Origin of the sequence: Candidatus Marimicrobium litorale, from assembly GCF_026262645.1 — a bacterium.
Taxonomy (GTDB): domain Bacteria; phylum Pseudomonadota; class Gammaproteobacteria; order Pseudomonadales; family Halieaceae; genus Marimicrobium; species Marimicrobium litorale.
The window spans coordinates 445,614-467,340 of record NZ_SHNO01000001.1 but is presented as its reverse complement, the minus strand read 5'-3'; the positions used below and the strand labels follow the sequence as shown (position 1 = coordinate 467,340).

The following is a 21,727-nucleotide window of genomic DNA, read 5'->3' as shown; positions in this document are numbered from 1 at the left end:
AATGTAACTCCGAGGCTTGTTAACGACTCGGACAATACATTAACACGGATGCGCACTTGCCACCGTGCCCGTGAACGGGGAAGGCGGTGAACCGGGGCCGGTATTTTGCTACCATCCCGAGATCGACCAGAAGTGGAGTCAACAATGCATCATCCAGTATTTTCCGGCCTGAAACCCTGCTTGCTTGTGTTCCTTTACATGGTGGCTGGCTGCAGCGGTGCACCGACCTTTAATCCGACCACCTTCCCCTATGCGATTGACCAGGAGCGATTGGAACAATCGTCGATAAAAACTGTAGTCATCGCCCACGTCAATCTCGGAGCACCCTCTCGTAATTATCTCGCCAAGGAGGCACCACGTATCGACTCTCAGATAGCCAGTTACCTCAAGGAAAACGGCTATAAGGTATTGCCCCAGCGCACCTTCGAACAGCATTGGAATACTGCGGTGCGCGCGTTCGGTAATCCGGTGGATCCAACCAGCGGCAAGATGAACACGAAGACCTTCGCTCAGATTATGCACCGCGTCCGTGACGAGATGGCAGCCAACACCGATCTGGACGCCTTTGTTTTTACGGACGTGGTCGAGTTCGACGCCTCCTTCAGCGGTGGTCTCAAACATCTCGCGCGGTGGGACGGTGTAACACGAACACCAACCATGCAAGGTCCTGGCGACGGTGTGAGCACAGATTTCGACTGGAGTATGCTGGCCGCCGTAGCGTCTCTGCAGGTCGCAATCTACGATATGGAATTAAAGCCCATCTTCTCGGGTCGCGGTGGCCTCGATGCAACCGAGGCCATCGACAGCCGATCTTCCAAGGGTCGCTACATTCGTCGCCGCAATATTCTGGAGAACGAACGCCACGTACAGGAGGGTATCGAACTGGCTTTTCATCCCTTTATCCGTTTTGAGGACTGGCCCGGGCAGCCCTGAATCGCTCTTCCACAACGATAGTAAAACCGGAGTAAATAAATTGTGAGAAAGTGGGTTGTGGTTGTGATAATCGTGGCCGTCGGAATCTGGTTGTGGCCATCGTCCGAGCAGGAGTCCATTAAACGACGTGCAGATAGCGCTGCACTTCGGGCTACGGCTTTCGGTCCTGTCAAGGGTGGACAGGACATTCACGACACGTTCGCCTGGCTGGGTGTACCGTTCGCTGCGCCGCCCGTCAATGGTCTCCGCTGGCGTGCGCCGCGCCCGCCAAGGCCGTGGAGTGCACCCCGAGAGGCAATAAATTTTCGTGAGCCCTGCACTCAACTCGCTGGCCCGCTGGACGGCACCCTGGAGGAGGGACCGGTGGTCGGAAACGAAGACTGTCTATACCTCAATATCTGGTCACCCAGATCCCACAGCGAGTCCGACAGTGATGCGCTACCCGTCATGGTCTGGATACACGGCGGAGGCAATTCAGTCGGCACCGCTAACACCTACTCCGGTGCACTGCTGGCCGCAGAAGGCCAAGTCGTCGTAGTCACGATTAATTACCGACTAGGCGTGCTTGGCTGGATGAGTCATCCGGCCCTGCGCACGCCCGATAGAGATCTGCTGGATGCCAGCGGCAACTATGGGAATCTCGACATGATCGCCGCCCTGCAATGGGTAAAGAATAATATCGGGCACTTTGGCGGAGCTGCCGACAACGTCACGATTTTCGGCGAGTCCGCCGGCGGCCTGAATGTTTACACTCTTATAGCCTCCCCCATGGCCAAGGGATTATTTCATAAAGCAATATCTCAAAGCGGAATGGTAAGCACTACCCCCCAGTGGCGGGCAGAAAATTTTGCCGATGACGAAAATCCCGGACACGCGCTTAGCTCCAGAGAGTGGCTCTCCGGCCAATTACAATACGCAGGGCTGGCACAGGATGCCAAGGCCGCGCAAGCAATGCAGCTCCTGATGACGAATGAGGACGTGCAGGAGTTCATGTATTCTCGCAGTGCCCTGCAGATACTGCAGGGTTTATCCGGCGGCGCTGGCATGTATTTCGCTCCGAACAGTCTGCGCGATGGCACCGTGCTCCCAAAAGAAACTCTTTTTACCCTCTTCGACAACCCCGAGCTTTACAACAACGTCCCGTTAATCACCGGCACCAACCGGGATGAAGTGAAGCTCTTTATGGCTCAGGACCCGGTGTTTGTAGAACGACGCTTTGGTCTGCTACCGCGTATACGGGATTTAGATGCCTTTAACAGCACTGCGGCCTACGGCAGTGACAACTGGAAGGCGCTTGCTGTCGACGAGTCCGCAGCACGTATAACCGATCGCGGTGGTAAGCCTGTTTATGCCTATCGCTGGGACTGGGATGAAGGAGGCAAAAACTTGTTGGTCGATTTCAGCACATTGCTGGGTGCGAGCCACGGTTTGGAGGTGCCTTTTGTCTTCGGCAACTTCGAGGGCGCCATCGGCGTGCCTGGCCTGTACACCGAAGAGAATATCCCCGGGCGGGATATTCTCGCCTCCCAGATGCGCAGTTATTGGACGCAGTTCGCCCATACGGGGGCACCGGGAAAGGGACGCAGAGGGGACCTGCACCTGTGGCAACCCTGGGGGTTCAGCGAAAAAAACCTCATGCTCCTGGACACACCGTCGGGTGGTGGCTTGCGCATGGTGGAAGAACCCATGACGATTGCCATGCTTAAGGAACGGGTGGCAGGGGATAAAAGCATTACCGACTTACGGGAGCGGTGCTCGCTGTACGTGGAAATGTTCCTGTTACCGAATTCCGGCGATGATACATGGGACGAGGAAAGCTACACCGCACTGGGATGCGGTCTATTCGAACCGTGGTCCCTCGAAAATCGCGGCTAACCCAGCGGCACATGAAACGCATCAATCGGTCATTCGCTCGAGTCGGTTGTTTTTGCACCCGCGCACCAAAACGATAACAGCTCGCGCCCAGGGCGTCACTAGTCGTGACCCCATGAAGGAAGCCTGACACGGGCCCATAGAGTTATAAAACCTCGGAGATGTTCCTTGCTAAACGCGTTCTTTACCGACTATGCAGACTACGAGTATCTGCTGGCCTCCTCCCAATTATTTCTCGCGATGCTCGGCATGGGCGCCCTCCTTGCCCCGAAAGATTTTGTCTCCGAGGTTCGACGACCTCGCAGTCTGTTTATCGGTTTGGGCTTTCAGTGGATCATGGTCCCATTGATCGCTCTGGCAGTAGCCGCACTGCTACCTGTGCCGACAGGTGTTGCGATAGGTATTATGCTCATCGCGGCTGTGCCAGGAGGCACTCTGTCGAACATTCTGACGCATTTCGGACGCGGAAATATCGCTCTCTCCATTTCTCTAACATCCATCACCACGGTGGCCGCCCTAGTCACTGCACCGCTGCTGCTACAGCTAATGATGGCGGAGCACCTGCCCGATGACTTCGAGATGCCGACAATGGTCATCGCAAGAGACATTTTACTAACTCTTATTTTTCCGTTGCTCGTAGGCATGGTAATCAAAGTAAAGATGCCTGAGATCACCAGCGAGCGGTTTTCCAAATGGCTAATACGCGCTAGCCTGCTACTTGTGATGATGATGGCCATAGGCGCCAGCGGCAGCGGACGCTTGAATCCACAAGCCTACGGCGCAATCAGCATAGGCGCTGTGGTCTTATTCTGCATCGCGCTAAAGTTAGCGTCGGTAGCGGCGGCCCTTGTGACAAATATTCCGGCGAGAGATGGCCTGGCCATCGTAGTAGAAGCCACCTTCCGAAATCTGAGCCTCGCCGTCGCGGTAAAGGCAATCGTGTTCCCGGCACAGAGCGGCATTGTCGACCCCATTGGTGATGCTGTTCTTTTTACCACATTTCTATACGGAGTTATCAGCGTATTCGTGACGCTTTTTCCGGTACTTTACCACCAACAGGTGCTCGCCAAAACAAGTTGATGCGCCTCGATAGCTGGCAAAACGTCAGAACGTCTCAGGTATGTACTTGAAAGGAAAACCAACCGGCGTGTACTCGCCAATTTTGCGCTCACCTAGCTTGACCGACTCCACAGGCAGCCTCTCATAGGAAACTTGTGTCAGCAGGTGACTGAGAACATTGAGACGCACCCGCCGCTTGTCCTCCGCCCGAGCTACATGCCATGGCGCCCATGGCGTATCACTGGCCTGGAACATTTCGTCCCGGGCCTGACTGTAGTCATCCCAGCGATCGTAAGAGTCGATATCCAATTGTGATAATTTCCACGTTTTACGTCCGTCCTCTACCCGGTCTTCCAAACGCTTCTGCTGTTCTTCGGGCTTGACCTCGAGCCAGTATTTAACGAGGATAATGTCTGCGTCGATCATGGTACGTTCCATCATAGGCACGTCTTCAAGGAATTTCTCCGTTTCCTCTTTCGAGCAGAAACCCATTACTCGCTCTACACCTGCACGGTTGTACCAGCTGCGATCAAAAATAACGATTTCCCCGCCTGCAGGAAAATGCGCCATGTAACGCTGCATAAATAGTTGGGTTTTTTCGCGCTCTGTGGGTGCAGGTAATGCGACCACTCGAAAGACCCGAGGGCTGACACGCTCGGTCATAGCCTTGATTACGCCACCCTTCCCCGCTCCGTCGCGACCCTCGAAAACAATGCAGACCTTGAGACCTTTTTCAACAACCCAGCGCTGCAAGTGAACCAGCTCCACATGCAGCTCTGCCAACGCCTTTTCGTACGCCTTACGACCAAGTGACTTGCGAACCGTAGCCGAGGGTGATGTGCGCTTTTTCTTCTTTCGTTTGTCGCCCATACGATAAATCCTCTATGCTAGGAGGGTAGCCAGTCCCCGCTCGATGCACCACATCGCAGAGAGTGCGCCGAGAATATAAACGGGAACCGGACGCAATCGTTCCTGCCAGGGCGCCAGCGGCCTTCGTATGAGAAACCAAACGGCCAGTACAAGCAGTATAAAAGTGATCTGACCGATTTCGATACCGATGTTAAAAAAGAGCAAAGCCAGTGGCACGTTATCCTGCGGCAAACCCGTCTCCGCCAGTGCGCCGGCAAACCCCATACCGTGCAGCAGGCCAAAGCCACCCGCCAGCCACCAAGGGTTGCGCCACAGGGCGTCACGCCGGTTGACCCGGGTTAATTCTACCGCCAACACAAAAATGCTCAGAGCGATGGCGAACTCCACTAGTTCAACCGGATAGTCAAAGAACCCCAGGGTCACCAACGAAAGAGTAATACTGTGGCCCAGTGTAAACGCGGTTATCGTCCAAAACAGGCGTCTACCTCCGCCGACAAGTAACAACAGCCCAAATACAAACAGCAGGTGATCGAGGCCCTCCCAGATATGCTCCATGCCCAGGGTGACATAATCGCCCATAACATCGCCGGCGCTGGAATCTGCCGGCACAAGGAACGCTGGATTATCGGTATCCAGCACCTCCTGGTAGCTTCGACCATCCAGCAGGCTAATCATCACCATGGCCGAAGCCTGATTCGGACCCAGCCCGGAGACCCCAAGCGTCTGACCAACCAAACCAGCCTCACCCAGTGTTTCGCACTGTAACTGCAGACTTGTTACTACACCTGTATTTTCCAACTGAGGCGGGCTGGCGTTAATCACGTTGCATACCTCAGGCCACTGGGGCTCCAGTGGAATATTACTGACGCTCTGGGCCGGCGTTTTAAAGACTACGTGATACTGACCCGGAGCCGTTTCATTCACCTTTAAAAGCGAGGGCGCGAATCGGTGTGCTTGCACCTGCATTACCCCCAAACACACCATAAACAGAGTCAAAATTCGCAGGTTTCTCATCGCAAAATCTCGTAGTTCTGTCGCATATTTTCGATACTCTCGCGCAGAGCATCTTCCTTGCCGCGTGACTCAAGGTCTCGCAACAGCTGTGTTCGCACCTCCTCGAGCGTCGCGTCGCGCTCGGCCTCCATTTCGCTCACCCATACATAGTGCAAACCGTAGGTCGACCGCACCGGCCCCACCCATTGCCCAGCCTCGGGACCCGCGTCCAACAAGTTTTGCACAAACGAAGTACCAAAATGCCGTGCCAACTGATCCGGTGTCTGTCGACGGAAGCTATAGCCAGGTAGAAACGGGGAACTCATCTCACGGGCTTCTTCAGGGGCCAGATTTTCTGCGTCTATTTTTTCAATCACTGCCTCCACATCGCCTTCTCGCTCGCGGTTGAAATACACGTGCTCGATAGAGAGGCGTGGGGGTCGGCGCAGCTCCTCGTTTCGTTGCTCAAACTCCGCTTTCATCTCGCTTTCCAAGGGCACTGCCGGCGGATTCGTCGCCAGCAGCAGCTGCTCCATCACTTGGATCATGCGGCGCTTGACGACCTCGTCACCGAGGTGCAAGCGCATATCCAGCGCGGTTTGATACAATTCAGCCTCGTCCATGCCCTCTCCCATCTGGAGAAAGCGCATATTTCGCAGCAGGCGCTGGTAAACCACCGTATCGTAAAGGTGTAGCTTCAGTGCGATAGCACGCTGAAAAAGCATATCCCTGTCCAGCTCCGCCTCAACGATACGCTCCCATTGCTCAGGCGTTGGAGGCACTCGCACGCTACTCATCCACTGCTGCCTGAGAGCCTCTTCCCGAGCCTCGCCGAGCGGTCCCACTACCGGCTTTGGTTCAGGAAAAAAAACGCCCTGCAGGTAAAACAACAGAACGCCGAGCAAAATGAAGTGCAGCCATGGCCGATTAAGACGGGCCAAAATTCTCATCGTTAGTCTCCAGGTCTATCATCTCTGTGCAGGTGATCGCGCCGATTACCGATTGCTAATCTTCGTAATCACCCGGGGCTTGATTCGTTTGTGAATCAAGACCTGCCTTCAAATCCATCTGACTCATCATTCCCGCGTTCCAGGTAGCGATATAATTTAGACCGTCTGCCACACTGTGATCACGAGAGTAGAGCAACATTTCCTTGGTGCCCCTGATCGCAAGAGGTGATTTCGCGGCGATAGCGTGTGCGATTTTCGTCACCTCCCGCATCATCACTTCTCGATTATCAAATAGTCGATTCAGGAAGCCGAGCTTCTGCGCCTCTTCCGCGTCCATTTTGCGCCCGGTATACGCTAGCTCACGCACCACCCCATCCGGTATCAGTCGCGGCAAGCGCTGCAATGTACCGACGTCGGCCGTCATCCCGATATCAATTTCCTTCACCGAAAAGTAGGCATCTTGGGTTGCATAGCGCATATCCGCGCAGCAGGTCATATCAACGCCGCCGCCGATACAGGTATTGTGAATCGCTGCCAGTACCGGCACGCGACACTGCTCAATTGCAGTCAGGTTTGTCTGCAGGCGCAATACATTGCGCCGTAGCTGCTCTGCCCGCCGCGCCGGGTCCGGCGAGCTACTCACCAGCTCACCAAACACGGCGAGATCGAGGCCTGCGCAGAAGTGCTTGCCGTTACCCGCGAGAATAACCGCGCGCACACCTGACTCTTCATCTAGCCATTCAAAGCAGGTTTGCAGCTCCGACCACATGGCCCCGTTCATCGCGTTGGCCTTGTCAGGCCGATTCAAGTAAACGGTTGCCACCTTGTCATCAAAAGTGAGGGCTAACGTCTCAAAACTGGGGGGCATTTTCCAAACTCCAAATGGCGGCGCATAAGAATCTCATGATTACCAAGCAGACACAAAATCGACCGGGTCAAGCTGAGGTAGTGTTTTCGGCGAGCCGTTTCGTGAGCCAATATACAAAAAGCCCACAATCTCCTCGGTGTCTGTGAGGCCCAAACCGTCCATAACAGCGCGATCAAAGGCCGCTGCCCCGGTGCGCCAGACCCCCGCAAAGCCCGACGCCTCCGCCGCAAGCAAAATGGCCTGCGCGGCACAACCGGCTGACAAGCGTTGCTCAACGGCCGGCACCTTGGGATGATCCGATACTCGCGCAACCACAACAACGAGCTGCGGCGCTCGCAAGGGTGCCTTGCGCGCCTTTTCACGAGCCACATCATCCGCGTCGGGCGTGCGCCTCACCAAACATTCTTCCAACAGCGCACCAAGAGCCTCGCGGCGCGCACCTTTAATCGTGACAAAACGCCAAGGACGCAGCCGGGCGTGATCTGGTGCCCGCAAGGCTGCGCGAAACATTTGCTCCATCTGTTCAGAATCAGGGCCGGGCTCGGTCAGTTTCGGCGCTGAGTTGCGCTCTTGCAAGAACTGGAGAATGTCACTCATAGCAGACTCTACTCATCATACGAGGCGCAATCATAACAGTAATCTCCCCCACTGTTGCACCTGACCGCGACCGTGTCAGGGCGCGGAACCGACAAGAATATTCATGAACCCTTGAGACTCAGGCACCGTGTCCCAATTGTCGCACCAGCGTGCGAGATCCTCTGCGCAGGTAGCGTGCAATCCACCAGACAAATGGTCGATAATCCACATCGGCAGCTTCACTGTCGCCAGCATTTCAACCAACTCGCGGCCACTGCTTCCTGCCTGGCGCAGGGAGTGCGGCGTCAGTTCCAGGAGGATACGGGGCCGGAATTTTTGCAACAGGAGCGACAAGCCGGAGATCACCCGAAACTCAGACCCCTGAGTATCAACTTTCACCAGATCCAGCCGGGACAGTGCACGCGCGAGGTCATCATCGCCCCGAACAAGACGGATCGGGACCGACGTTCGTTCTTCGTCGCCGGCGTATACCTGGTGGTCCCCGAGATTGTCTGCGCTGAGATAGAGGCGCCCTTCCCCATCCGCATCTGACAGCGCAGCGGCCGTAGTGATGACGCGCGACCGCAGCGCATTGAGCTCGACATTAGCCTGCAACAGCCGATAGTTTTCCGGGTCGGGTTCATAGGCCATAACGTGCCCCGCTTCGCCCACCGCGGCGGCAGCCAGGATTGAAAAATAGCCAATATTGGCACCGACATCGAGAAAGGTGTCTCCAGGCTGCAGCAGGTCGAGTATCAAGGACGTCTCATGAGGCTCCCAGATACCCTGCTCGCGAATGCGGCGAGAGACAAAACGGTCTTGCTCACCGTGTGTATACATCCGCAAAGGCTGTGCCAGTTGCGGAATGTGCAATTTTACAGGGGTATCTCGTTTCAAGGTCGTGATCGCGTTTCGCTCATTTGAGGGTTATGTCATCGTAGGGAGACTCCATCTGCAAGCTGACACGCCGGCCACCGATAGACAACTCGCCGTTTCCGAGCTCGACATCGCCGTCCTGCAGAACACCGTGATCAAACTTGTAAACCGCCTCCGTCAGCCCCGTCGAATCGTACGCCTGCTGACGCTCCTGCACCGCCTCGTTAGCGTTTCTCCACTGTCGCCACGCCTGTTTGGAGTAGCGGGACTGCAACATGCGTTTACTGGTCTCCGGGCTCAGAATAGCCGCAGACGCATTGTTACCGCCAAAGCCTTTGGAATTGATGATCGCGTATTGGTCTGCACCCGAAACAAGCTCGCGATGAGTATTGCTAAAGCCAAGGTGCGCCTGCTGCACATCGTCTGCGATCTCGTCGATCGTTGTTATACCCGGCAAAATGCCGCGCGCCCAAATGCCCAGAGCAGTGCTCAACTGGTCGCCCGCGGCTGCACCGATAGAATGACCCAGAAAGCACTTTGTGGCGACAACAGGCCAATCCTCGATGCCGAACATCTCCGCGGTCCGACTGAGAATTTCCGATTCAGTCACGCGATTCTGCGGTGTGCCTGTACCATGCGCCTGCACAAAGCCGCCACGCCGCAGGCCCTTTTCACCGATAATGGCACGCACGGCTGCAGCGGCCTTTGCCATCGTAATGTAATTGCCGACACCGGGGCCGGAAATGGACTTCTTGTGGCCGTCGGCATTGACAAAGACATCGGTGGCAGAGCCATAAACACTGGCACCCAATTCCATCGCCAGCGCGTCGTCGAAGAGCACCACCATCTGCGCTGATTCTGCTATGGTAAAGCCACAATTATCAGCAAAAGGCCGACAGGCCCGCCGCGGATCGGGCGATGTATCCAAGCCAATGCCTTCGATCTTGCGCAGGCCCTTCTCCGTCGCCAAAGCACCCATCGCAGAATAACCTTCCATGATCTCTGGCGTAACAGGTGCCTCCGCCGCGCCGATGAAGGCAACCCGCGCCCGCCCACTGCGGATATCATCGATACCATGTCGCAGGTTGTACAAAAAGGACGCGCAGGCACCCAGGCTCGCACCGGTAGAACCCAGGCTTCCGAGTACATAGGCGTTGATGAAATCTGCCGGCATCTCAGCGAAACTGAATGGGCAGAACTTGGAGGAGACGCGCTGCCCGTTATAACGAGATTTCAACATGCCGCCTGCGCCAGACTGGTCGAGCTGGCCCATCGCACTGCCAGCATAAACACTCACCTCGTCGGCCGCCACATGCCGGCTCACCTGTTCCCACTCAATTCCGATACTGCCCAGCGCGTCCGAAGCCGCATACACTGTCATCTCAAGTCCGCGGGGGTGGTTGCGCGCAGGATAAAGTTTGCCCGGTTCGAACCCGGTCGGCAGCATGCCCGCAGACTTCACATCAAATTCCCGATGGGTAGATAGAAAGAACTCCTGCTCGCCCCTGATACTTACGTTCACGTGCGTGACCGAATTGCTCTCGATCTGCCAGTGGGGTGGAATATGCTCAGGCAGATGCCTGCGCTCTACATCAAAGTTGAATGGAAGGCCCGCACTTTGCGTCGGCAGTCGCTGGTTCCAGCGCACCGCATCTACGTCGAAGTGATTTTTTTCAATGCGACGTACCAGGGTGTGATCAAGTATATGCTGCTCGTTATCCGCTGACCCCTTGAGCCCCATCATTCTGCCCAAGGCGTCCAGGGTGGCTGCTTGTTGCTGCTGCCCCAGCGCGGAGTAGACGATACGGTCATAGGCGCGGTGTCCAGAGGCGCGTCCTGCCGAATTTACGCCGCCAAAACCTACAATTACCGGTAATCGCTGCGTCGTCATGCTATTCCCCCTTGGTATCACGCTGTCTCGTGCGCAGTGTAAAGTTCACCGCTGGATATAAACATGTCTTATCAGACATATTTTATGGTATTTTAGACACATTCCTCACACCGGATTTCAACGCTGCCATGCACACTGCCGCCGCTGTACTCTACCCTCAGGCACTGGCCACCAGCATCACCCTCCCGATGGAGATTTTGCAGGCCGCCAGCCAGTTAGCCAGCGTCAAAAAACGGGGCAAGGCGCAGGTAAGGGTTATTCTGGCCGGCCGTGATCGCAAACAACTGCGACTGGCCAGCGGCGTAGTACTGAAACCCGACCGCACGCTTGCCGAGTTGCCACCACTGGATCTGCTGCTGCTGCCGGCCATCTGGCGCAACCCGCTGCCAGCCGTAGCCGCCGCCGCTGACTGGCAAGGCATACTTAGAGAGCAGGCTGCAAAGGGCACACGCATCTGCAGTGTTGGCACGGGCAGTTACCTGCTGGCCGAGTCGGGCCTTTTGTCTGGTAAATCCGCCACCACGCACTGGAATTATTTTGACCACTTTAGCGAACGCTACCCTGACGTGGAGCTCAAGACACGGCATCTGATCACGCAAAGTGACAACATCTATTGCGCGGGCAGCGTAAATTCTATCGCCGACCTCATGGTACACATTGTCGAAGAATGGTTCGGTAGTGTTGTCGCCAGAGCAGTAGAGACGCAGTTTTCCCCTGAGATACGCCGCAGTTTCCATGCCGCCTCATACCAGAGTGAGGCTGACAGCTCACATCACGACGAGGCCGTTGCTCAAGCGCAAGGGTGGCTGCAGGCGAACCTGACGGACCCTGTTTCCATCGCTCAGCTGGCTGAAAAAATGCAGATGAGTCCACGCACACTCAATCGTCGCTTCAAGAAAGCCACTGGTATTACTCCACTCGCATATCTGCAACATTTACGTATCACTGGCGCTCGTGAGCTCTTGCGACACAGCAATCTCGCCATCGGTGAAGTTGCGTGGCGGCAGGGTATTCAGGATGTCAGTTACTTCTCGCAACTGTTTCGCCGCCACTGCGGCGTAACTCCCCTCCAGTATCGCGAGACGGTTAGAGGAAAACTGTTTAGCCCGGAAACACCGCGATCCCTGCTTGAGTCATAGCCTGTTCCCCAGATAAACTGATGCGTTGTCGCTTACACTCGGTGCTGACGTTCCGCACTACGGCGCACGCCAATGGAGAGCCTAATGAAGAACTCGCCGGTCGTCATCATCAATGGTGCCCGCACCCCCATGGGTGGCCTGCTGGGCGCCCTCTCTTCCGTGGCGGCACCCGATCTTGGTGCAACAGCGATAAGCAGCACCGCAGAGCGCTGCGGAGTTGCACGCGAGCACATCGACGAGGTCTTCATGGGCTGCGTACTGGCTGCAGGGCTGAAACAGTGCCCCGCGCGACAGGCGGCCCTTGGGGCCGGCATACCCAACTCCACCGGCGCGGTCACCGTCAACAAAGCCTGTGGCAGCGGCATGCAGGCCGCAATTTTCGGCTACGACAGTATCGCAGCTGGCACCAATTCAGTGGTGATCGCTGGTGGGATGGAAAGCATGAGTCGCGCTCCCCATATGCTGTCCAGCGCCAGGGGCGGCATTGGCACTGGACACCGACAAATAACAGATCATATGTTCACTGACGGACTTGAAGATGCCTATACAGGCCGCGCCATGGGCAGCTTTGCGCAAGAAACGGCTGACTCGCGCGGTATAACGCGGCAGCAGATGGATGCCTTCGCGATCGAGTCATTAAATCGTGCAAAAAAAGCCGTTGAATCCGGAGCGCTGCGCGATGAAACTGCTGCAGTCAGGGTCAGGACACGCGACGGCGAAAGCGTAGTCACCGATGATGAACAACCGCACAAGGCTGTGCTGGAAAAAATTCCCACCCTGCGGCCCGCATTCGCTGAGGGGGGCACGATTACTGCAGCTAATTCCAGCTCTATCTCGGACGGTGCAAGCGCCCTGCTACTCACGAGTGAGGCCCGTGCGGACAAACTGGGGCTGGCTCCTATGGCCCGCATGCAAGCGCATGCCCGCCACAGCCAGGCACCGGGCGACTTTACTACGGCGCCTATCGGGGCTATCCGCAGACTCCTCGATTCCACAGGCTGGGATCTAGCTGATGTAGATCTGTTCGAAATCAACGAGGCCTTTGCCATGGTGACCATGATAACCATGGAGGAACTTGGTCTGGATCATGCCAAAGTCAACGTTAATGGCGGCGCTTGCGCTCAGGGACATCCTATAGGTTCGACCGGGTCGCGAATCATGGTTACACTGATGCATGCACTGGCTAAGCGCAGGCTGAAGCGAGGTATCGCTGCTCTGTGCATCGGTGGCGGCGAGGCCACGGCCGTCGCAATAGAACTTATCTAGTCAAACGTACAACCCGGCAACGCGTTGTATCATGGAGACAGTGAAATGGCACTGAGCAGCGTTCCCGACATCCTAGACGATATCCGCGCAGGAAAGATGGTTATCCTCATGGATGATGAAGACAGGGAAAACGAAGGCGACCTGATCATTGCCGCCGAGGCGGTAACCCCTGAAGTCATTACCTTTTTTTCCAGCGAGGCCTGCGGCCTTATCTGCATGCCGATAACCAAAGAACGCGCTCAGCAGTTACAACTCCCGCTGATGGTGCGCGACAATCGATCACAGCATGAGACCAACTTTACCGTGTCTATCGATGCGGCTGAGCGCAAAGGCCCGGGGATCAGTTCGGCACAACGCGCGCACACGGTTCTCACCGCAGCCGGAGCTACTGCGGAACCTACAGACATTGCACAACCCGGCCATATTTTCCCACTGGTGGCCAAACCGGGCGGAGTGCTGCGCCGCGCGGGCCATACGGAAGCCGGCGTCGATCTCGCGCGAATGGCGGGATTCGAACCAGCCGCACTTATCGTGGAAATCATGAACGAGGACGGCACTATGGCTCGCCGCCCGCAGCTTGAAGCCTTCGCTAAAAAACACGCACTGCACATTGGCACCATTGCTGACCTGATTCAGTATAGAGCGCTGCATGAGCAATCCATCGAGCTAAAAGATCGTAAAACCGTGCTGACAGACTTCGGCCCCTTTGAATTACATACGTTCCAGGATCTTGTTGACGACACAATCCACTACGCACTCACTCTGGGGGATATCCTGGAGAGTGAAGAAACCCTCGTCCGGGTACAGACTATCAACACGTTACGAGATATTCTTGGCACGCGCATCGAGGGCGCCGACACAGGGTGGTCTTATCGCAGAGCCATGGAGCATATCGCGGCGGCAGGCAAAGGCGCGGTAGTCCTCATCGGACAGGATGTGAGCACAGAGCAACAGCTCGCGGAGGTTCGACTCTTTCCCCAGCCCACAGGCGTCGGCGGCTCCGCCCCCGCCGAGGGCGTTCAGAACTATCGACTCATCGGCACCGGATCACAGATTCTAAAGCGCATTGGTGTCGGAAAAATGCGTCTCATGTCGGTGCCGATTCACTTTAATGCTTTGTCCGGCTTTAATCTCGAAGTCACGGCTTTCGCAAAACCTGAAGGTCACGTCGAATGATAAAAACCGTTACCACCCTAAAACGGAAAGCGGGCATATCTACTGCAGACTTCCGGGCCTACTACGAAGCGAACCACCGCCTCATCGGCGAAAAGTATCTGAGCGGTTATGCTACCCGGTACATGCGGCGCTACCTGGACCCTGTACTGGACAGCAATGGCGAGTCTGAGGAACCGGAGTTTGATGTCGTTCTGGAAATCTGGTTTCCCACTATGGACGCGTGGCGGGCGTGCGGCGAAATACTCTCCTCTCCCTCTGCATCGGCGGAAATCATACAGGACGAGGAGCGACTATTTGACCGTGCTCGCAAGCGCACCTACATGGTGGAAGAAGTAGAGTCTGAGATGCAAGAAGTCTGCACTTGAGTTGATGTCCCTTTGGGGGGTGAAATAGTTTATTACCCAGCTATACTCTAATCTGGATAAAGAGGAAAAAAAAATGAAAAAACGGATTCCTGCCTACTCGAATAAGCTGTCTGATTTAGCCCTCGATCGTCGACAGACACTGCGCTATACGCTGGCGACTCTCGGCTTAGCGGTTAGCTCTCCACTATTGACTGGCTGCAGCGACTCAAATGATTCCAACAACTCGAGCCGTCCACGCTCATTTACGTTACAAGCACCAGATGAGAATGGCATTGCACTGCCTGCGGGTTTCACTTCGCGCATTGTCGCGCGCTCTACCGAGGCAGTGGAGGGAACAGATTATGTTTGGCATAACGCACCGGACGGAGGGGCCTGCTTCGATGCTGGTGACGGTGGCTGGATCTATGTTTCAAATAGCGAGCAATTTGTCGAAGGGGCCGGGGGCGTCAGCGCCATTCGGTTTGATAGCAACGGCTCTATCATAGACGCCTACAACATATTGTCCGGTTCCACCGCTAATTGTGCCGGTGGGGCGACACCATGGCAGACATGGCTTAGCTGTGAAGAAAAATTTATAGGCGACCGTCTTGGATTAGTGTATGAGTGCGATCCCTTCGGACTCGAGCCACCGATCGCGCGGCCGGCGTTGGGCGCCTTTCCCCACGAAGCGGTTGCGGTCGACGATGTCATGCAAGCACTTTATCTGACAGAGGATTGGCCAGACGGCAAGCTTTACCGTTTTACACCGGATAACTACCCGGATCTTGACAGCGGCCAGCTCGAAGTTGCAGAAGTCATCGGCGATCCTATGACAGGCGCGTCCGTTAACTGGCTCACGCTACCCGATCCATCGGGCTTATCGGGGGACACTCGCCTGCAAGTACCCGAGAGCACGCCCTTCAACGGCGGCGAGGGTATTGTCTTCAAAGACGGTCTGATTTTTTTCGCAACCAAAGGTGATAATCGCATATGGTGCTACGACACTGTGGCGAACCAACTTGAGATTTTGTACGACGACGACCTCTATGAGGAGCCCGTGCTGCGCGGTGTTGACAATATCACCATCGCTCCCTCTGGCGAAATCTATGTCGCCGAAGACGGGGGTAGTATGCAATTGGTCGCGCTCACCAAAGGCGGCACACCCTATCCCATGGCCCAAGTGTTCGGCCAGGACGGCTCGGAGATTACTGGCCCAGCCATAATGGGTAACCGCTTGTATTTCAGCTCACAGCGAGGCACAGGTCCCTTTTCAGGAATCGGTGGAATCACTTACGAGATTACCGGTGATTTTGGCTAAGATGGAGACCACGCTGCGCGGCGCAACAGCCTATAGAGCAATCCGATAATACGATGGCTTGCTCGTTATGAACCTGAAGGGGTGTTACTGCCCGCTGGCTTGAAGTTTGTACTGACTGGCGTCCGTTACAAAATCCGCGTGACCATAACTCTCCAAAAGACGGGCAAGGCGATTGACTAGCAGATTATCCAGCGGCTGACGGAGAAATGGCACCATCATGCCGTATTTATAAAAAGTGGTGGTCGTTACAATAACCACAATCGCCGCCGCAGTCGCAATCTTATCGGGAAAGCGATAAGTCACGCCTATTCGCTCCGCACGAGCCGCCTTGCCCTCGCAAAAATTTCGGATGAAAAAGTACTTCGAAAATCCGCGCTCCATCCAGCGGTGCACCCGACCCCGCAGGGATGGGTCATCCAGCAGTTCAGCATTCATAGTGCCCAGCACAAGATCCCCACAGATATCGTCGTCATATTCTTCCTTTAATGACACTGTACGAGCCATCATAAGGTCAACAACTTCCTCCGGGGTCTCGCCCAGAAGCGCTTGCGGCAGGCCCAGTAGATGGCAACGGTAGCGAGCCATTTCAACTCGCGCCTGCTGCTCCGGCGTAAACTCCTTATGACCCTTGGCAAGCAATGCAAAGGACAACAGGAATATACCGATCAGTCCCGCCGGCATCTGGTCGACCTGCGGTATAGGAATACCATAAACACCCACATCCCAGCGACCAGACTGCATGATGTTAAAGCGCACCATCGAGTGCATTAAACGCACTTTAGCTGCCGCCTTGAAGCCCTTGCCATAACGGCTTAATGCGCCAGGCATCGCGGTGGAAGTGAAAAAACTCGCTGTTTCCAGCACACGTCGTGCTGACTTGGAGTCAGATAGGGTGCCCGTCATCGTCATAGGAAGAGCGGTATATTTATTCATGAACGTCGCCACGAAAGCGCCACGAATGGCGAAAGGAGAAACATTCGCAAGAGGAATACGCTCCTGCAAAGCACCTTTTTCGACCAAGTCCATATCAATCCAGTCAGGCACGACTTCCATTGCCTGAATAAAAGCGAATAACTCTTCGGGGGCATCGGGCACGGCCTCTACGCCGTCATCACAGGCACTATCGAGCATAGACACCAAGCGGCGAAAGCCATAACGCGGAATAAGCGCGGCATATGCATCTGCAACAGCGTCACCGGTCATGGTGTAATTACGCACGCTTTCAACATAGCCAGGGTTTTTTAGTGCGCGTTCGGCATACTCTTTAAGTCGCGGAGGGAGATGCCCGATACCGCTGTCATCGGCAAGGTAGCGCTCCGGCACTACAGAAAAATCGATATCGCCATAGATACCGGGCACTAAACGCCGCTGGTCAAGAACGTGCTCGGAATAGGTGAATGAACCCTGGTTGGACATTATTATTTTCTCTCCAGACTGCCGACCCTGCCCGAATCAATGTATATCTACTGATGGAAATGTCAATTCATTCCCTGCATTGCCGCCGTGTGCCGTCGTTTTTTACGCCGAGCGGCAATAACTCGCGTCAAATATTTCTGAAATTGGGCTTACGCTTCTCCATAAAGGCCGTGATGGCCTCGATATTCTCAGGTGAACCCGCCTGCCGCATCATTCCCGCCTGCTCTTCACTGATGGCTGCGTCAATCGCCGGCAAATGATGCAAACGAAGAGAGCGCTTTATTTCCTTCAGGGCATTCACCGGCCACTGGGCTATTTCCTGAGCCTTGGCAAATGCATGGTCAAACAGTTCAGCATCGGGGACAACGGCGGCGACAACGCCCTGAGCCAGAGCCTTCTGCGCATCGACCCAAGCGGCGGTGTAGAACATCTCTGCAGCCCGCTGGGCGCCTATATTAGCCTGCAGCATATAACTACTGCCCCACTCCGGCACGAGGCCAAGGCTTGCAAACGGCAGACGCAGTCGAAGACTGTCGCCGGCATATACGATATCTGCATGGAAGAGGCCCGTGGCACCACCGCCGACCGCCGCACCCTGCGCCGCCGCTACCAGGGGCTTATCAAATTCCGCCACTGCCCGCGCCGCTGATTCAAATGGGTGCTCTTCGCCCTCACCCATTTCACCAAAGCTTGCCAGGTCTACGCCGGCAGAAAAATTGTCCCCTGCCGCGCACCATAACAGACAGGCTACGCTGTCATCCTCCGAAGCAGCCCGAAAAGTGTCACGAAGACCGGCCCACATCTCGTTATTGATGGCATTTTTCTTTTCCGGGCGGTTGAAGGTAACCACCAACACGCCATCGCGATTTTCAGTCAGAATTAATTCACTCATGGGAACACCATTTTGGGGAAATCAGGAATGGAAGGTTACAGCATCTGCGACGCCCGCCCTGTCGGTATTACAGGCATTTGCAGGAGCGTCCAGATCGGGGTACCCGAAGGAAATACCGAAAATTAATTTGTTACCCGATGGAATATCAAGCTGCTCTCGAACGTAATCTGCTTGAAAACTCAGTGCCGTCTGGGGGCAACTCCCCATGCCGTGCGCCGTCAACGTCAGCATAACGCTCTGGGCATACATACCCAAGTCTGCTGCCTCGCGCAGGCCGAACGGTTCAGGCAGAAAAAGAAAAGCCACGTGGGGCGCATCAAAAAAGGTAAAGTTACGCATGAACTGATCGTGGCGCCCGGCCTTGTCCTCACGAGCAATGCCAACCGAATCGTAAAGTGCCTGCGCAGCGCCATACTGGCGTTCCTTATAAACCCCCTCGTAGGCACCGTCGTACGGAAAATCCATGGTAAATTTGCCGCTCATAAAGCGGTCAGGCATTTCAGCGCGCAGGCTTTCGAGCTTCTCGCCAGAGGCAACATGAGTCACCCACGGCTGCGTATTGCAGTTACTGGGCGCCTGCTGTGCAACGGAAAACACCTTTTCGAGAGTCGCGCTGTCGGCCTGCTGCGGCAGGAAGGCTCGCAGGGAGCGACGCCCGGCGACGATCCTGTCAAAAATTTCGGATTGCTCGGTCATGGCTTCGTTTCTCTACTGGTGGGTAACAACACATACGGGAGGTTACAGACAGGACTTGAGACTCACATCAATTACCCGTGAAGTTCGCCTTGCGCTTCTCCTTGAATGCTCTCATTCCCTCTTTTGCATCTGCCGAAGCAAAGACCGGGTTAGCCAGCTCGTCGGACTGCAGCATCGCCTGTGACTCCTCGACGTCGGTCTGAATCTCGCGCAAAGAGCGCGTAATCGCCTTCAGTGCCAACGGCCCGGTCTCCGCTATTTGATCAGCGATTTTCTTCGCCTCTGCAAGGGTTTCGCCCGCAGGCACCAGCCGGTTAACAAGGCCCCAGTCAAGCGCCTCCCGAGCAGTTACATGGCGCCCAAGCAGTACGATTTCCGCTGCCAAGCAGTAAGGGATTTGGCGCGGCAGGCGAATACTGGAGCCCGCCATAGGGTATAGGCCCCGCGCTACTTCGGTCACGCCAAAAGTGGCATTCTCTGCGGCGACACGAATATCGGTACCCGCTAGTATCTCAGTGCCACCGGCCAGGGCATAGCCTTCCACAGCAAGAATCAGCGGCTTACTGGGGCGATTATCCCGCAACAGGGCCTGCCAGTGCACATTGGGCACTTCTCCCATCAGGTTCATAAACTCTTCTGTAGAGCCGTGATCACCGTCTGCCCCCGCCTTTAAATCCATGCCAGCGCAAAAAGTATCGCCATTCGCGGTCAAAATCGCACACATCAGCGAGTCGTCCTCATCCAGACGCCGCCAAGCCTTATACATACCCAAGAGCATCTCCGGGCTGAAGGCATTTTTGGCTTCAGGCCGATTGAGCGTGACAATTAAGGTCTTGCCCTCCTGCTCTACGATACAGTTTTTTGTACTGATATCGAGTTCTGCCATAGTGTGGCTCCTGCTTAAATGGTCTTGTTGAAACGCTGCCGACCTGCACCAGGCAGCATCAGGCGATCTTGTACTCGCCGGATACGGCAATTTCCTTCGCTTTGGGGTAAGCCGGTTTGCCACTGGGCGCGCGAGGAATTTCCGGCACAATGTGAAGCTCACGAGGCACCTTGTAACCTGCTACGTGTTTTCGTGCCTCTTCCTGTATTGAATCCAGGCTGAGCACACTCCCCTTCCGCGCAGCCACCACCGCTGTGACCTTGCTGCCGAAACGATCATCCGGGGTATCGACCACAAGACAATCAAATACGTCCGGATGCGCTTTGACCGCTTCTTCGACCTCCTCCGGAAAGATTTTCTCGCCGCCCGAGTTAATGCAGTTGGATCCCCGTCCGTACACGGTAATTGAACCATCTTCTTCGAGACGCGCCTCATCACCCGTCAGCAGCCATGTCTTGCCGTCGACGTCGACAAAGGTCTTGGCAGTTTTTGCGGGATCGTTGTAATAACCGACAGGTATGTAACCGGATCGGGCAAAAATACCTGTCTCACCGGGCTTTACATGGGCGTGGGGTATGCCCTCTTCATCAGTAATCACATCCATAAAATCAGATTGCGCGACGTTGCCTAATCCTTTGACCTCGGATTTCTTTTCGCCACTGTCAAAACCCATGTTGCCGGATTCTGAGGAGCCAAAAGAATTCATGATAATGACGTTCGGAAAGCGTTCTTTAAACTCGCCCTGAGACGAGGCAGAGAACACCGCGCCGCCGGAACCTATACTGAATACGCTGGAGAGGTCCCAGCGGTCCGCGTTATCTCTTAGCGCATCCAAAAGAGGAATCGCCATAGCATCGCCGACGATCGATAGAGAGTTCACTTTTTCTTTTTCTACAATACCCCAAACCTCGGCGCCATCCAGTGAACGTTGCGGATTAAGGACAACACAGTTCCCACCTAACATCTGGATGATAGCGTACCACCAGCAGGCGCCATGCATGAGAGGCGCCAGTGCCATGCCCACGATCGCAAAGTCGCCGATACGACCGGCAATCTGCTCTGGCTCCGTAATAGGGCCGTCAGGGTGAAACCAGCCACCGCCGCCCAGTGCCGCATAAAACAGGTTCTTGTGCGGCCACATCACGCCTTTGGGCATACCTGTGGTGCCGCCGGTATACAGGAGGAATAGGTCGTCATCTGCACGCTCTTCGAAATCACGCGCATCGGACTGATCAGACATTGATGACTCATACTCGATGGAATTGATCGCCGAGGGATCTTCGCCAGACTCGTCACTCACATAGATCAGCGTCTTGAGGTCTGGGGCTGAGCCCTTCACCTCCGCAATATGCGGCGAGAACTCCTCGTGGTGTATGCAGGCGACCATGTCGGCATTGTCAAAAATATAGAGCAGCTCTTCTTGAACGTAACGATAATTTACGTTGATCGGCACCGCACGTATTTTGAAACATGCCATCATGCCCTCAAGATATTCATTGCAGTTATACAAGTAGAGCCCTACATGATCGCCAGGGCCGACGCCGCGCGATGTCAGGTAGTGGGCGAGTTTGTTAGCGCGCTGCTCCAACTCGGCGAATGTCGCTCGCTGATCACCACACACCAGGGCGGCGCGGCCCGGCACCTTGTCCGCGACCATTTCAAAAAGGTCCGCAATATTGCAATGCTTAGCCATGTCCTATTCTCCC

Annotated in this window: 20 protein-coding genes; 8 read left to right on the top strand and 12 right to left on the bottom strand. The window is 55.4% G+C overall.

Features of this window, described 5'->3' with window-relative positions:
• Positions 1-144 precede the first annotated feature (144 nt).
• From EYC82_RS02120 to EYC82_RS02110, 3 genes are all read left to right on the top strand, one after another.
• On the top strand, positions 145-933 hold the full coding sequence (locus tag EYC82_RS02120) for a hypothetical protein (protein WP_279247906.1): 789 nt from the start codon (positions 145-147) through the stop codon (positions 931-933).
• Positions 934-975: 42 nt separating this feature from the next.
• On the top strand, positions 976-2,808 hold the full coding sequence (locus EYC82_RS02115; RefSeq protein WP_279247905.1) for a carboxylesterase/lipase family protein: 1,833 nt from the start codon (positions 976-978) through the stop codon (positions 2,806-2,808).
• Positions 2,809-2,973: 165 nt separating this feature from the next.
• Complete coding sequence (locus tag EYC82_RS02110) at positions 2,974-3,885, top strand: bile acid:sodium symporter family protein (RefSeq protein WP_279247904.1); 912 nt, start codon at positions 2,974-2,976, stop codon at positions 3,883-3,885.
• A 24-nt stretch (positions 3,886-3,909) separates the two neighbouring features.
• On the opposite strand, the gene ppk2 is transcribed toward EYC82_RS02110, so the two are convergent.
• From ppk2 to EYC82_RS02075, 7 genes are all read right to left on the bottom strand, one after another.
• On the bottom strand, positions 3,910-4,734 hold the full coding sequence (ppk2, locus tag EYC82_RS02105) for a polyphosphate kinase 2 (protein ID WP_279247903.1): 825 nt from the start codon (positions 4,732-4,734) through the stop codon (positions 3,910-3,912).
• Positions 4,735-4,746: 12 nt separating this feature from the next.
• Positions 4,747-5,748, bottom strand: coding sequence for a HupE/UreJ family protein (locus EYC82_RS02100; protein ID WP_279247902.1), 1,002 nt, complete (start codon positions 5,746-5,748; stop codon positions 4,747-4,749).
• Positions 5,745-6,677 carry a peptidyl-prolyl cis-trans isomerase gene (locus EYC82_RS02095; RefSeq protein ID WP_279247901.1) on the bottom strand — a complete coding sequence of 311 codons (933 nt, stop codon included), beginning with the start codon at positions 6,675-6,677 and terminating at the stop codon, positions 5,745-5,747. Before EYC82_RS02095 ends, EYC82_RS02100 begins: the two co-directional genes overlap by 4 nt.
• Before the next feature lie 55 nt (positions 6,678-6,732).
• Entirely contained in the window at positions 6,733-7,545 is an 813-nt protein-coding gene (locus tag EYC82_RS02090) for a crotonase/enoyl-CoA hydratase family protein (protein ID WP_279247900.1), read from the bottom strand.
• A 39-nt stretch (positions 7,546-7,584) separates the two neighbouring features.
• Positions 7,585-8,142, bottom strand: a complete 558-nt coding sequence (locus EYC82_RS02085; protein ID WP_279247899.1) for a nitroreductase family protein — start codon at positions 8,140-8,142, stop codon at positions 7,585-7,587.
• 75 nt (positions 8,143-8,217) lie between these two features.
• Entirely contained in the window at positions 8,218-9,018 is an 801-nt protein-coding gene (locus tag EYC82_RS02080; RefSeq protein WP_279247898.1) for an FkbM family methyltransferase, read from the bottom strand.
• 19 nt (positions 9,019-9,037) lie between these two features.
• On the bottom strand, positions 9,038-10,888 hold the full coding sequence (locus tag EYC82_RS02075) for a beta-ketoacyl synthase (protein ID WP_279247897.1): 1,851 nt from the start codon (positions 10,886-10,888) through the stop codon (positions 9,038-9,040).
• Between the two features lie 128 nt (positions 10,889-11,016).
• Here EYC82_RS02075 and EYC82_RS02070 point away from each other — a divergent pair, with 128 nt between their 5' ends.
• The 5 genes from EYC82_RS02070 to EYC82_RS02050 all read left to right on the top strand — a co-directional run bounded on the left by EYC82_RS02070 (position 11,017) and on the right by EYC82_RS02050 (position 16,131).
• On the top strand, positions 11,017-12,027 hold the full coding sequence (locus tag EYC82_RS02070) for a GlxA family transcriptional regulator (RefSeq protein ID WP_279247896.1): 1,011 nt from the start codon (positions 11,017-11,019) through the stop codon (positions 12,025-12,027).
• Positions 12,028-12,111: 84 nt separating this feature from the next.
• Positions 12,112-13,293, top strand: a complete 1,182-nt coding sequence (locus tag EYC82_RS02065; RefSeq protein WP_279247895.1) for a thiolase family protein — start codon at positions 12,112-12,114, stop codon at positions 13,291-13,293.
• 45 nt (positions 13,294-13,338) lie between these two features.
• On the top strand, positions 13,339-14,469 hold the full coding sequence (gene ribB / locus EYC82_RS02060; RefSeq protein ID WP_279247894.1) for a 3,4-dihydroxy-2-butanone-4-phosphate synthase: 1,131 nt from the start codon (positions 13,339-13,341) through the stop codon (positions 14,467-14,469).
• Entirely contained in the window at positions 14,466-14,834 is a 369-nt protein-coding gene (locus EYC82_RS02055) for an EthD domain-containing protein (RefSeq protein ID WP_279247893.1), read from the top strand. The genes ribB and EYC82_RS02055 overlap by 4 nt, the downstream gene beginning before the upstream one ends.
• 73 nt (positions 14,835-14,907) lie before the next feature.
• Complete coding sequence (locus EYC82_RS02050; RefSeq protein WP_279247892.1) at positions 14,908-16,131, top strand: alkaline phosphatase PhoX; 1,224 nt, start codon at positions 14,908-14,910, stop codon at positions 16,129-16,131.
• Between the two features lie 84 nt (positions 16,132-16,215).
• Here the strand turns inward: EYC82_RS02050 and EYC82_RS02045 are convergent, their stop codons facing one another.
• The 5 genes from EYC82_RS02045 to EYC82_RS02025 form a co-directional block, all read right to left on the bottom strand.
• On the bottom strand, positions 16,216-17,547 hold the full coding sequence (locus tag EYC82_RS02045; protein WP_279247891.1) for an oxygenase MpaB family protein: 1,332 nt from the start codon (positions 17,545-17,547) through the stop codon (positions 16,216-16,218).
• 127 nt (positions 17,548-17,674) lie between these two features.
• Positions 17,675-18,439 carry an enoyl-CoA hydratase-related protein gene (locus tag EYC82_RS02040; protein ID WP_279247890.1) on the bottom strand — a complete coding sequence of 255 codons (765 nt, stop codon included), beginning with the start codon at positions 18,437-18,439 and terminating at the stop codon, positions 17,675-17,677.
• A 21-nt stretch (positions 18,440-18,460) separates the two neighbouring features.
• On the bottom strand, positions 18,461-19,135 hold the full coding sequence (locus EYC82_RS02035) for a nitroreductase (protein WP_279247889.1): 675 nt from the start codon (positions 19,133-19,135) through the stop codon (positions 18,461-18,463).
• A gap of 67 nt (positions 19,136-19,202) precedes the next feature.
• Complete coding sequence (locus EYC82_RS02030; protein ID WP_279247888.1) at positions 19,203-20,021, bottom strand: crotonase/enoyl-CoA hydratase family protein; 819 nt, start codon at positions 20,019-20,021, stop codon at positions 19,203-19,205.
• A 58-nt stretch (positions 20,022-20,079) separates the two neighbouring features.
• Entirely contained in the window at positions 20,080-21,714 is a 1,635-nt protein-coding gene (locus tag EYC82_RS02025; RefSeq protein ID WP_279247887.1) for an acyl-CoA synthetase, read from the bottom strand.
• Positions 21,715-21,727: the final 13 nt, after the last annotated feature.